This window comes from Methylovulum psychrotolerans, assembly GCF_002209385.1.
In the GTDB taxonomy this organism is placed as follows: Bacteria; Pseudomonadota; Gammaproteobacteria; order Methylococcales; family Methylomonadaceae; genus Methylovulum; species Methylovulum psychrotolerans.
In genome coordinates this window covers 4555229-4567634 of record NZ_CP022129.1, presented here as the reverse complement: position 1 = coordinate 4567634, position 12406 = coordinate 4555229, and the positions used below count along the sequence as shown (strand labels likewise).

Annotated in this window: 10 protein-coding genes, 1 pseudogene and 1 CRISPR repeat array (1 of these 12 only partly in view); of the genes and pseudogenes, 4 read left to right on the top strand and 7 right to left on the bottom strand. The window is 46.5% G+C overall.

Annotated elements, in window-relative coordinates; all coding sequences use genetic code 11:
• A CRISPR array of direct repeats spans positions 1–519; the repeat unit is 28 nt; unit sequence TTTCTAAGCTGCCTGTGCGGCAGTAAAC; it reaches 349 nt to the left of the window's first position.
• A gap of 131 nt (positions 520–650) precedes the next feature.
• From cas6f to cas1f, 7 genes are all read right to left on the bottom strand, one after another.
• Entirely contained in the window at positions 651–1292 is a 642-nt protein-coding gene (gene cas6f / locus CEK71_RS20580) for a type I-F CRISPR-associated endoribonuclease Cas6/Csy4 (RefSeq protein WP_088621135.1), read from the bottom strand.
• Positions 1293–1295: 3 nt separating this feature from the next.
• On the bottom strand, positions 1296–2312 hold the full coding sequence (gene csy3 / locus CEK71_RS20575; protein WP_088621134.1) for a type I-F CRISPR-associated protein Csy3: 1017 nt from the start codon (positions 2310–2312) through the stop codon (positions 1296–1298).
• A 3-nt stretch (positions 2313–2315) separates the two neighbouring features.
• A complete protein-coding gene (csy2, locus tag CEK71_RS20570; RefSeq protein WP_088621133.1) occupies positions 2316–3215 on the bottom strand; it encodes a type I-F CRISPR-associated protein Csy2 in 900 nt (299 codons plus the stop codon).
• Positions 3212–4462, bottom strand: coding sequence for a type I-F CRISPR-associated protein Csy1 (csy1, locus tag CEK71_RS20565; protein ID WP_088621132.1), 1251 nt, complete (start codon positions 4460–4462; stop codon positions 3212–3214). Before csy1 ends, csy2 begins: the two co-directional genes overlap by 4 nt.
• A 14-nt stretch (positions 4463–4476) precedes the next feature.
• Positions 4477–5313, bottom strand: coding sequence for an HAD family hydrolase (locus tag CEK71_RS20560; RefSeq protein WP_088621131.1), 837 nt, complete (start codon positions 5311–5313; stop codon positions 4477–4479).
• A gap of 305 nt (positions 5314–5618) precedes the next feature.
• Positions 5619–8969, bottom strand: coding sequence for a type I-F CRISPR-associated helicase Cas3f (gene cas3f / locus CEK71_RS20555; protein ID WP_088621130.1), 3351 nt, complete (start codon positions 8967–8969; stop codon positions 5619–5621).
• Positions 8966–9889, bottom strand: coding sequence for a type I-F CRISPR-associated endonuclease Cas1f (gene cas1f / locus CEK71_RS20550; RefSeq protein ID WP_088621716.1), 924 nt, complete (start codon positions 9887–9889; stop codon positions 8966–8968). The genes cas3f and cas1f overlap by 4 nt, the downstream gene beginning before the upstream one ends.
• On the opposite strand from cas1f, the pseudogene CEK71_RS24360 reads away from it, so the two are divergent.
• From CEK71_RS24360 to CEK71_RS20535, 4 genes and pseudogenes are all read left to right on the top strand, one after another.
• Positions 9845–9967 (top strand): annotated as a pseudogene (locus tag CEK71_RS24360) (IS701 family transposase); the annotation flags it as partial. The gene cas1f and the pseudogene CEK71_RS24360 overlap by 45 nt on opposite strands.
• A 22-nt stretch (positions 9968–9989) precedes the next feature.
• Positions 9990–10988 (top strand): Rpn family recombination-promoting nuclease/putative transposase, encoded by a 999-nt coding sequence (locus CEK71_RS20545; protein ID WP_088621129.1) that lies wholly within the window; start codon positions 9990–9992, stop codon positions 10986–10988.
• Positions 10989–11078: 90 nt separating this feature from the next.
• On the top strand, positions 11079–11324 hold the full coding sequence (locus CEK71_RS20540; protein WP_088621128.1) for a DUF4351 domain-containing protein: 246 nt from the start codon (positions 11079–11081) through the stop codon (positions 11322–11324).
• A gap of 317 nt (positions 11325–11641) precedes the next feature.
• On the top strand, positions 11642–12388 hold the full coding sequence (locus CEK71_RS20535) for a hypothetical protein (RefSeq protein WP_088621127.1): 747 nt from the start codon (positions 11642–11644) through the stop codon (positions 12386–12388).
• The last annotated feature ends 18 nt before the right edge of the window (positions 12389–12406 follow it).

The window sequence follows — 12406 nt, the reverse complement described above, 5'->3', positions numbered from 1 at the left end:
GCCCCTTTGAATTTCTAAGCTGCCTGTGCGGCAGTAAACTAGAGCAGCGGGGCAATTGGATTAAGCCGTCTTTTCTAAGCTGCCTGTGCGGCAGTAAACTACACCTGTCGGCCTCGGCAGTACATTGCCGTTTTCTAAGCTGCCTGTGCGGCAGTAAACGCGAGAAACGCGCGGCTACAGGGGGGGGTGTATTTCTAAGCTGCCTGTGCGGCAGTAAACGGAAGCACGGACGGCACCCAAGGCGTAGTTATTTTCTAAGCTGCCTGTGCGGCAGTAAACCCAAACCTAGTGACACCTATATGATAGATATATTTCTAAGCTGCCTGTGCGGCAGTAAACCAACGGTCACGCACGATGGGGGATAGCCTAATTTTCTAAGCTGCCTGTGCGGCAGTAAACGGGCGGATTGTTGTTATATCGCGCTATATTCATTTCTAAGCTGCCTGTGCGGCAGTAAACGAATTTTTAAGTGCTATTCGAGCACGGCGACATTTCTAAGCTGCCTGTGCGGCAGTAAACTGAACTCAAAACCTCTGAAAGCCAGTTGTGTAGCAGTATACAGGAGATTTTACCGTTATTCACCATCCAAAAAACACCGCCACACAACCAACTGATTTTACTATATTTTTAAAGAGCGCAAAAAATATGGGTCAAAATTCGGGTACAGTGGAAACGGCACTTAGGCCATAACTGCTGAATGCCGCCCCCGACGGCTCTGCAACTACCGTTTTTTTAATCCACAGGCAAAACGTCTGCCCGCCGCTCAGGCTTGTCAAGCGGATAAACGGGGTAGCGACGGTTTTTTGCGGCATATCGCAATAACGGAATTGCGTTTTGTAATCCGCGTCAGGGGGAGCCTTGGCGGTTAAATCAATAGTGCTATGCAACGCCGTTTCGAAGGCCATATTATGCCTTTTAGCATAACGCCTGGCTAAACGCTCTTTGTTGGTTTTGGGATGTTCGCGTTGATAAGTGGCGAACCCGCTGAGTTTTTCCGGCACAGGGCGAATGCTTGTGCAATGCACATAGTCGCTCAGCCGGGCTAACCAATAGCTGGCATTAAATTGCCTGAGCGTCGCCTCATATTCCGCGAACAAACGTAATTTGCTGCCCAAAACGCTGTATTTTTCGCCGATGACATACTCAGGAAACGTCACGCCAATGGGTACACAACCTTGCTCATCCTGTATCTCAACCAACCCTAAGTGGATTTGTTGGAAAACTTTTGATAAAAGGAAATGTACGCCAATTTCTGGATTAGGCAGTAAGGTGATTTCCATATAAAACTTCATAACCTAGTCCTTACCGCTTTGTCCAAACACACCACCCCGAACTAAAACCGCCATAACATAATGTTCTTGGCCCTTTTCGGCAAGACTTTCGCCAAGGGCGAAGCGATCAAACAATGTATAAAAATCGGCTTTTTCTTTAGGATTTCGGAAGGCTTTACCTAAATTAGTTACTGCGCCATACGGTTCTATAGCAATCGGGCCAATTTGGGCTTCGTCAAAACTGGGATACCAAGTATCAATTGTCCGCAAAGCGTTGCCAATTTTTTGTGAGTGCAGGGCGGCGACATCATTCACTTGATAGAGAATTTTGCTTTTACTGCCTTTGCCTTTATCTAATACCAATTCTTCGCTAGGATAAACTTCCTGAGCTTTACCAATCAGAGCATACGCTTCAATGCTAATTAATAAATATGGCGTTTTGCCGCTGAGTGCGTCGGAAATTTTAGCCGCTAATCTTTCCAAATCTGGATTGGTGACATCGAAATTGCGCAGAGAGAAGTCTTTAGCATTAAAGGTTAATGGTTGTCCGTCTCCAGTGTTGACAATAACTTCTATTTGCTCGGCTCCAACGCGGTTACGCCATAAATAACGGGCATTGGCAATATTGGTAGCATAGCGTTTTGCCAGTTCGGCAAAGCCGTCTTGGGCAATGTAAGTCTTGGCAACATCTGGATAGGATTGGTTAAACGCCACGCCATTGCTGGCGGAGGGCTTTTCTACGCCGCCCAATACTTTAAGGGTGAAGTTAAGCCGCAAGGTGTCTTGATTTTCGCCTAATGCACAGGCATCAATTTTTTGCAGGTTGGGTTTTTCGACTTCGGCGTTGAGTTTTAGCGGGTCGTTTTGTACGGCGGGTTTTAAGCGGTTGGAAATCGTGCCGCGCACGGATTTTTCAATCAAGCTTAAAGCGGTTGGTTTAGCTTGGTGGCGTTCAACCCAATTTGTGCCGTAAAGATAGCCATCCGATGGCACTAATTTTTTCTCAAAAGCCAATACTGTTGCGTCGTTTTTAATCGCCATTTGTTAATCTCCGAGATTATTTGAAGTTGAAAGGGTTTGGCAAAGGTACAAATTTTGTTCAGTATCGACATGGTATTGCCAGAGTATGTCGTCTACGTTTTTGATGCGATAAGGCATAATAAACTCACCCAGTGTGACTACGCTTTCGGCAAAGCGGTGTTGTGTCTCGGTATCGCGTTGATTTTTGGCGGTGCCGAGCTCCGAAATGCCCTGAAATCCTACGGCAATAGGCACTAGCCAGCCTGAGGTTTTGCGTGAGTTCGTCCATGTCGCCTTACCTTCATCACCTTGGGTAGCGCGGTACATGATTTTGAGGTGGTCTAACAAAGACTCTAACGCATCCTTGCCTTCTTTTTGCATTGCAGTAATCATTAAGTCGCGACGCTCAATAAGCACATAGCCGAGCATCAGCTTTTTAAGCAATTTTTTAAGGTCTTGTTCTTCATCTTCATCCACATAAAGGGTTTCGGAGGCTCCGGCTGATAGCACATCACCGCTGGCTAGTTTCATGCACAGCAGTTGGGCGTTTGCTAAAGCGGTAAATTTGTCCACATCATCGCTATCTAACCCTTTATATTCAATCAAAAGAGTCACATCCAAATGGCAACGGGCTTCTTCAATAAACGCGGGGCGGCTTCCGTCTTTATCTAGGGGATTGGCGGTACTAACGATGGAACTGACAAAATCGCCTTGGCCTTTGTAAGTCTGCAAATCTAATTGATGGCAACTGACAGCTACGCTGATTAATTGCACATCCGTTAGCTCGTGTTTTTGAATATGCCGCTGTAAGGCATGAACCGCGCCAAGCCATGCCGTCATCGCCGGAAAACCAATGGTATAAGGGCTGCTCATGGCATTGGCGTTGTGAATTTTGATATGGGGGATGAGTAAAAATCGTCTCATTTGAAAAACTCCTGATCGTTACTGATGGCTTCATTCACAAGCAGGCGGATCTCGCGTAACTCGTGATCGCTAAGCCGTATAGGGGAGTCTTTAAATAAATGGTCGTAAGCGTCGAGTATCCAACGGGCAAACCCCGCGACAATGTCTTCTAACCAATTGTCTTCATTTTCGCGGCGGTCTAAATACACGTCATCTAACCAAATGCGCTGTGCAAGCGGTAACGATTGATAATGTTCCGCGCTAGACCAGCCTACGCAGTATGCTCTTACCCGAAAAGCACGTTGTAAAATCTGATCAACAATATATTTGAGGATATTTTTTATACCGTCACGGACATGGATAGTGTTTACATCGCTTCGGATCAGCTTATCTAGCGATTGAAACGCGTCATTAAACTGTTTTTCTCGTAAACAATTTCTGAAAAAGCTTGTAGTCGGCAAACGGGTTTGCCGTTGTTTTATTGCGGGCGGAATACTCGCCAATAAATAAGCGCGACCCGCGTTTTGGCTATTTAAGACGCTGATGTTTTGCGGTTGAGTGCCGCCAAAGGCGGTAACGGTTAAACCGAATACATCATCGTATCCTGTGGGGTGATAGTCATTTTTTTTACGGCATTCCTTAGCTTGCTTGGTTTGTTCCGAAAAACGGATACTGTCGATACGTTTTTTCATTTCAGAGAGCAAGCCGGACGGGGTCAATAGTGAAAGCAGGTGATAGCTATTATTTGCCACTGGAAAATATACTTGCTTGACTAAATGATCGGTTTTGCTCGTATCATCCACTTGCTTAATCTGGATTAACCCTTGCTTTAAGCTTTCATAGCTGGCTGTCGGCATGGTAAAAGAGGCTTGGATCGCTGCGCTGTCTGCTTCCAAATGATCTAACACTGTTTTGCCATCATCCATGCACAAACTGAGGAATTTATAAACATCCATTGCCGCTGCATTACCGAAAACATCCAATGGATAGCCTATATTACCGCTACGCAAATAGCCGTCATTTGCCGTTCGGCTTTGGGCAATAACTGAGGAAGTTTTAGCGCTAGGATGGCTAAATTTGCCCGGATGGCTGACCATTGACAGTTGCCCAGCACGTTTAGCCGCATCCGGCAACCAATTGGCTAGGGAAAATTTTTCATTCGCCTCATGCTGTAGCAAAGCTTTATCTTCATCCGATATAGATGGTTTTAGCCTGGCTTTGAGCCATGCGGCTTTTCGTTCTTCCAGAAATATGTTCACATTTTTCATAACTTCTCCTGCTTTTAGGATGCACGTTTTATATCTTCACTAGCCTTAACTTTATCCATAATCGAACATACAATTTTAAAAATATCACCATTTTCTCTATAGTCCGCTTTTAAAGCGGCATGAGCACGCTTTTCATTAACTAATTGTTTTGCTTTTTCTTTAGCTCCTTTTTTGTTTGGTGTGTAAACGGCTATTGAATGTCCACCCTTATCTTTTACTAATCGCATACATGGAATATCAGTTTCCCCATCTCCAATAAAAATCATATTGGAAAAAGGTATTACCCTATTTTCTTCCGCCACATATTTGTTAATGACGCTATTATCCGATTCATCCAAGCTATCTTTGTTTATTCGAAAAACATATTGCGTTTTAGTCGTGTAATTGATTGCCAATGCAGGCCATACAGCAACGTCATGTTGGTCATACATAAAACCTGACGCATATATTTTTTTAAAATATGGAGCAATCACTGTTCCTTCGATCATTTCCCGCAAACCAGAAGAAACAATAAAATGTTGTATTAGAAGGCCATTTTGAGCCGCATAGCTATTTATTTTTGGAAACCATTGTTCCACACCATCAAATAAATTTAGCTTAGAACCATATTCAGAAAACTGCTTCCTATCAATCTTGAGGCTTTTTGCTTTTGCCTTATCTAGCATTAATTTCATATACGACAAAATAGCATCTGCTTTTTGGCTTTTCGCTAATTCAACAGCTTCGTTCCAAAAGCTTTTCGCTGGCACTCCCAGTTCAGGAATGAAATCGTATTCCTGCATATTCCCAGGTGACAATGTGCCGTCAAAATCATAGAGAATAGCAATTACAGGTTTCTTTCTTTTGCTCATATTCCAAACTCGCATTGTTAATAACGGGCAAAGCTTACTCTGGTGCAAGCAGAATATCAACCATAATATTCATAGTAAATGACATTGCATAAAGCTCCATGATGCCATACAATGCACATGCGATGTCGAATAGACAGCTTAGAAAATAATATTCATCGGTATTCTGCCGCACAGGCAGCTTAATATAGGATTGACTAAGCGTTGCGCGAAAACAGTACAAAACTGGGCAAACAATGAAACTGTTTGCCCAGTCCCGCCGTCCGCCCAGAAGATGCGCATTAGCTTTGTTAGCTTCTGTCTAAGCTTTAGACCTTGCGCGGATATAAGCCAAACTGGTCTGAATAAAAATAACCTTGATCTTGTTGTTTTTTATCATCTGGAAATGTTATCTCCCCATATCGTTGAGATTTTTTCCTCATTTCGCTTTCTTCTTGGCTTGCTTCGACATCACTGTGGAGCGTGCTACGAAGGGAAAAGCCATAATCTCTTTGTAACCATAACCTTGATGTTGCTTTATCCGTCAAGTGCGGGGCGTATTTGATGTTTTGTCTTACCCCATACGGTATAAATTCGCCGCGTTCCGTCTTTTCGCACAGCACCGCTTTATCATCTTGCCAAACCAAATACAGCGTCAGGTCTGGACTGCTGTCACGGAATCGGTTTAACTGTTGCGGCAAAGCAGTTAACCACCAGCATTCGGTAAGCCATGCTTGTAAACATTGCGGGCCTTTGTCGGTATATTGCGTTAGGCTGTTATTGATAGCCTGATGTTCAAGGTCTGCCAGTTGCTGTTTAGGGCGCAAAGTTTCAGGTTGCTGAATGCGTGGGATAGCATTGATTCCGATAGTTAAAACTGTTTCATCAACTAGTTGAGTCAAATCATGTGAAGCGAGTTTTAATGACTTATAGTTTTCATAACCTGGGCGGCAGTAAGCGGGTTTGCCGTCTTTGCGTAAGGCTTTAAGGTTGTATTGCATGATGGCGACATTCGCTTGTTCGATACCGTTTGGCCGATGTCGCCGCACACGGCCTGATAATTGGATGATTGAGCGGTAAGATGATGGCTCAACAATTGCCCAGTCAAAATCATGGTCACGTCCCACTTCCTCTACGGGTGTTGCCACCAAGATAAACAAGGCATGAGGTGCGCCGATGGTATTGAGGTGGTTTCTAATAATCAGGTTATTGAAAGCCTTCGGCCTTGTGCCTAATTTTTCTTTGCGTTCCAGTACATCGTCTAAGTGCTTTTCTTGTTCATGACGCAGCAACAGCACTTGGCGGCTGTGGTAGGCCATGATTTTAGGCGCAATATCGGTTTCCCAATCCGCTTGCAATAAGTATTGGCTTAAGTCGATGCAGGGCGGAATGTTCGCCATACGGATTAAGCCAAATGACACTTTTTTACCTGTTATGTCGTCGACGCTATGGTGTTGTTGATGTAACTGGCTTGCAACTTGTTTGATTTTTTCGAAGTACCGCTGTTGGACGGTTTCTTGAGATTCTGTTTCGGTAAACAGCTCATCACAACGCACAATATAAGCTTTTCGCCTGACGATTTGCTTTTGAAGATTAGCCACCCGTTTGCTGATAAATTGCTGATGGAAGCCTTTGTATTGCTGGCAACGGGCAGATGAAGCATTGTTGTCAAGGCTTTGTACCTGTGTGCCAAATTCATCGACCCAAGCACAAGCTATGTGGGGATGCGCTTGTTTAAAATGGCTGTGCAATAACCAGCCTTCTTGATAGGCATTAAAAAAGCCTTCCGCTAGGGCAGGGGGAATAGTGGCTGAAGAAATCATCACTTTGCGGCCCAGCATCCCTGCAAGGTGAATTAGGCGACCAATAGCAATTAAGTCTTTACCATCAAAATCATCAACTTCATCAATGACCAAATCCGAAGACAGTAACCGCAAACAAGGCAAAATGTATTTGCCGCCGCGTGTTGTTTCGGTTGCGGCAATAATGTGGTCAATGGTACAAACTAAAACAGGTGTGTATAGGAATGCTTTGTGCTTATTGGCCAATTTGGCATTGTGTTTTGGAATAATGGCATCGAGAAAATCCGCTGTAGGCGCATCGGCATAATCCAATTCTTCATCTAACAGCATTTCCAAAGATTCTGACCCCGAATCCTCAAAAGTTGGTTCATCGGTGGCTGGTTTGGCTTGTTCGTGAAGTTCTTTTACCGCTGACGAACCAATCAATACTGCCAATTCATCGTTTTTTAAGCCGACTCTGTGACGGTATTCGTCGCCCGTTTGCAGGGTTAAGGTACGCAAACCCAGGGCAAGGATGTACCGTAAACTGTCGCCATCTTCGGATAATGCCCGCATAATTTTGGCGTTAGCAATGGTTTTACCGCATCCGGTGCTTGCCATATTAACGATAAACCAGCCATACCCCTTTTCGTTGAATTGTTCGTGTTGGGTTTTAAATTGGGTGATGTTTTCAACCGCCTTGTCTTGCCATTCGTAGCCTTTCGGGCTTTTTTGTTTCAAGTGTTTGATGTCATAAACCCTATCCATTTCTGTAGTGAAATTAGCTAGCGTTTGACTGACCCGCAAAGCATAGCCGCTAACATAAACTAAATGCTCATCCAGTTTTTGTTTTAAATTATGCTTATCCGTGTTTGCATACAGGGTAAGCGGGCTATTCCAGTCCTTAGCGGCATCGCACGAGGAATAATAATGATCGCCCAACATCAGGCACAGTCTGGCGTGATGCAACAGCACGCGGTACGCGCCATTCTCCATCAATTCCTGTAATTGCGGCTGGGTGTGCAGCAATTTTGCCGACCATTTTTTTATCTGTTTTAACCAAGGTGCCGATTGGCTAAGCAAGCCTTCTGGAAACTCAAAACAGGCTTTTAGGCGTTTTTCGTAGTCAGCATCATTCACGCCGTTTTGGTAGCCCCATTCCGCTTTAATGCTTTTCAGCATATTTTGTAGGTTTGTTTTCGGTTCACCATGACGGTCTTTTCGCTGCTCTTCCTTGAACAAAAAAGGCAAACGATGGTGGGTGATGATTAACCAGCCTACCAATTGGGCAACTGGCGGTAAATCCGCTAATGGTGGAGCAGTGGATGAACTAACAAGCAATCCCTTTAATTTTTGTTCATCAAAATGGCCGTCAATCAATAACTGTAGCCAAGCTTCATCAGTATTTCCTGATTGCTTGACCAGCGCGTTCAATAATAAGCAAGAAATCCATTCATGGCGTAACGGGTCGCCTTTTGAAGTTCTATTTTTAAGCTTATCTTGAAATAACGCTGTGGCTTTGCCCCAATCATGGAACAATGCGGCGATAGCAACCAAGGCTTTAATGACAGGTAAATAAGCCCAATCATTTTCATAGTGGTTCTTCATCAAGTTTTTGTGTGTGCTATTCACAGGCACAATCCCATCAGCATTAAACCGTTTGCGATTCCCCACAACCCAAACCAATTCGCTCCGGCTTCGGGAACGCAGCCAGTGGCAAGCCACGGCGGTGTTTTTGGTGGCGGTTTTGCGGAGTAGGGTTTTCACGGCGATGAGGCCGTCTTCGGTTATCACGGTTTGCCAAGTGTTGTCGCCGATGCGGTTGGCGAAGGCATCTAAAACGCGGCGGGTGCGGGCCAGGGCTTTTTTTTGGCACTGGCTGACAAAAGTCACCATCATGGCAGATCCTCGCGTAAGGCTTGTTGTTTGACTTGTTCAAACATAAAATCCAAGGCTTTATGCTCGGTGAATTTTTGCAGGAGTTGTTGGCGGAATTCTTGCTCGGTGGCTTTTTCTTTGGCGCTGATAAATGCCCACGGCAAAACAATGGCATCTTTGATAAGGTCGGCGACATCAAACACCAACGCGCCGCGCCGGGTTTTGCCGTGCATGACGGCAAAGCCGTGCGGTATGCCCAACACCCATAAGGTGGTGGCGGCGAGACCGTAAGCTAGATAGTTGCCATGGTTTAAAAAGCCGTTGGCAAGGTCAGTGGCTTCGCACTCCCGGACAAAGTTGCCGAGTTTGGTGGTTTTGGCGGCATAACGGTACAGTTGTTTGGTGAGTGCGGCTTCTTTTAGCAACAACTCACCGACTTTTTGGGTGGCGGGGATTTGCTGGGCGTAGCCGTCTAAAGCGGTGCTGATGTCTTTGTCGTCGGCAAAAAAGTTTTCGGCTTTTAAATCGCGGTCTTTTTCCCAGACGCGCTGTAAGTAGGCGATGCGGGCTTGCTGGAAGGTTTGCGCTACGGCTAAGCGTTTGTTTTCGTCAAACCAAAAACTGAGCCAGCCTTGCACATAGTCGGTAGGGCGGTATTCGCTTTGTGGGGTAAGCCATTCGACTTCGCTGCCTGAGAATAAGGGCGAACCGCCGCCGCCACAAAAGCCGACCAAAACCCCGGCACTGGCCAGCATCCGCATGGCGGCTTGGGTATAGCTAATCCGATATAAAAAGATGTCCTGTAACCGCCCCAGTGAAGAGGTCGTCAACGGAACATCGTGCTTGGTTGCGGATGGATTTAAGCTGTGCCCATTTGTGTTCGATAGGGTTAAGGTCTGTTCAAGCTCGAATGCCTGAAGATAAAACATAAAACCAATCATTTCGCTATGCGGGCCAAGCTGTTCGTCAAGGCCAACCAAATGGCTTATGAAGAGTTGCAAAAACTAAGGGCTGCGTAACATCAGTTCTTAAGGATAAGCAATGTCGCACGACAAAAGCTATAAATTACTTTTCGGCCACCAAGAAATGGTAATTGACTTGCTCAAAGGGTTTGTCAATGAAGACTGGGTAAACCAGTGCGATTTTGGCTCTTTGGAAAAGTTTAATTGCAACTATACCAGTGACGATCTTCGGGAACGTGAGGACGACTTGGTTTGGCGGGTACGTTGGGGGGATGGCTGGATTTACCTTTATTTGCTGCTGGAATTCCAATCGACCGATGACCATTTCATGGCCGTGCGCATTTTAACTTACCTGGGCTTGTTGTATCAGGACATCAAACGTTCTGAGAACCTAAAGCCCCATGACAAGTTGCCGCCCGTGTTGCCTATAGTGCTTTATAATGGCGCACGCCCTTGGCAAGCCCCGGTAGACATTGGCCCACTCATCCACCCTGCCCCGGCCGGACTGGAAAGTTATCGCCCGCATGTGCGCTATTTGTTGCTGGATGAAGGGCGGTATGACAAGGACTACTTGGGCGGCCTTGACAATTTGGTCGCCGCGCTGTTCCAATTGGAAAACAGCCGCACCCGCGAGGACATCCAAGCGGTGCTGCTCAAGCTCATCGATTGGCTGGGGCATCCCGAACAATCGGGCTTAAGGCGAGCTTTTACGGTGTGGCTGAACCGGGTGCTTTTGCCCAGAAAAGCCCCGGGTTCACAATTCAAAGAATTCAATGACCTTAACGAGGTAAACACAATGTTGGCAGAAACGGTAGAGCAATGGGCTAAGGATTGGAAGCAACAAGGTTTGGAGCAGGGTTTGGAACAAGGTCTGGAACAAGGTCTGGAACAAGGCTTGCAGCAAGGTTTTCAACAGGGTGAAGCCTCAGCCCTTAAACATTTATTGCTGCGGCGCTTCAAGGCCATCCCGCCAGAAACGCTTACCCGCATCGGCCAGGCGACACCCGGACAGTTGGAACAATGGTTGGAAAATATATTAGACGCGGCCACCCTGGAGGATGTTTTTAAGGCGCATTAAAAAACGTGATGGTCGGGTATCCAGCAAGGCAAATGTTCTAACCCCAGTCTGCACTTTAAAGAATTCAATGACCTTAACGAGGTAAACACAATGTTGGCAGAAACGGTAGAGCAATGGGCTAAGGATTGGAAGCAACAAGGTTTGGAACAAGGTTTACAGCAAGGTTTTCAACGGGGTGAAGCCTCCGCCCTTAAACATTTATTGCTGCGGCGCTTCAAGGCCATCCCGCCAGAAACCCTTACCCGTATCGGCCAGGCGCCCCCCGGACAGTTGGAACAATGGTTGGAAAATATATTAGACGCGGCCACCCTGGAGGATGTTTTTAAGGCGCATTAAAAACTGGCCACAGCGCATCCGGTTCACAGGGAGGTGAACGGTTACGTTTGACCGCTAAAATCTGGATTCGCTGCGCCTAACGGCTCCGGCAAAATCAGCCCTAACACCGCTTGTAAGTGGGTATGCATATTTTAATATTGTTATCTCTGTAACCCCCTCCCAACCTCCCCCTTGCCAGGGAGAGGGGCTTTTTCTCCCTGATTTTCGCCTGTATGACGGGAAGACGCTACCTCCCCTGTACCATAACAAATACTTACCCTGTTAACACTTATAGCCTATACTTTATTACACCAAGCCCCCACCCCCAGAAGCCCGCGATGTCTCAAAAGCTTGCCGTCAGTTTTATCCTAACCCTGCTTACAGGTTGCGGGCAATTGCAATCTCCCGCTTCCCAAGCCCCAGCCGCCGCCCGCCCTGCCGGCCCAGAAATCCGCTGGGTGGTGGCCGATACGCGCAAATTAACCGAAGCGGTCGAGATTGCCATCATCAATGCCGACCCAGATTATCAGACGGAAAAAAAGCGTTATGCCGATTCCAAGCAAGCGCAGCAATTATTACGCGAACAAATCGACGAATTGGAGCAAGCGGACAAACGCAAGTGCATTGATGAAAGAGGCAATCCTCGCCAAAACGATCCGAACAACTCCAGCAGCCCCCTCAATACGCCGATGCTGAGGGGGTTTTCACGTCCAAGTAGGCTATCTGCGGAAATTCAGCGTCCAAACAAACCAAGCTATTGGGACTGCGTCAAAACCATTGCCGAAGACCCGCTAATCAGCGACTTGCGCACCCAGCAGAGCCGTTTCGGCAATATTGAGCAACAGCGGCGTAACACAGAGCGCGAACGCCGCCAACGTGCGGAAACCATCCTCAGCAAACTCGCCGCCGACTACGGCCAAGCCCATGGCTATCCGCTGATTCTCAATAATATCAGCCAATATGTGCTGTTTAACCGCAATAAAGTGGTGTTGGATGTGACCGACGACTTGCTGGATTATATCGCGGCTCATCCTGAGGCAACCCAACCGCCCGCCGTTGCCGCCGACCCCGCTGTTAACCCTTAAGCCCCCACCGGAGCCTCC

Coding starts and splice junctions, on each gene's coding strand:
- cas6f (WP_088621135.1), bottom strand. CDS start 1,292: ATGAAGTTTTATATGGAAATCACCTTACTGCCTAATCCAGAAATTGGC.
- csy3 (WP_088621134.1), bottom strand. CDS start 2,312: ATGGCGATTAAAAACGACGCAACAGTATTGGCTTTTGAGAAAAAATTA.
- csy2 (WP_088621133.1), bottom strand. CDS start 3,215: ATGAGACGATTTTTACTCATCCCCCATATCAAAATTCACAACGCCAAT.
- csy1 (WP_088621132.1), bottom strand. CDS start 4,462: ATGAAAAATGTGAACATATTTCTGGAAGAACGAAAAGCCGCATGGCTC.
- CEK71_RS20560 (WP_088621131.1), bottom strand. CDS start 5,313: ATGAGCAAAAGAAAGAAACCTGTAATTGCTATTCTCTATGATTTTGAC.
- cas3f (WP_088621130.1), bottom strand. CDS start 8,969: ATGATGGTGACTTTTGTCAGCCAGTGCCAAAAAAAAGCCCTGGCCCGC.
- cas1f (WP_088621716.1), bottom strand. CDS start 9,889: ATGATTGGTTTTATGTTTTATCTTCAGGCATTCGAGCTTGAACAGACC.
- CEK71_RS20545 (WP_088621129.1), top strand. CDS start 9,990: ATGTCGCACGACAAAAGCTATAAATTACTTTTCGGCCACCAAGAAATG.
- CEK71_RS20540 (WP_088621128.1), top strand. CDS start 11,079: ATGTTGGCAGAAACGGTAGAGCAATGGGCTAAGGATTGGAAGCAACAA.
- CEK71_RS20535 (WP_088621127.1), top strand. CDS start 11,642: ATGTCTCAAAAGCTTGCCGTCAGTTTTATCCTAACCCTGCTTACAGGT.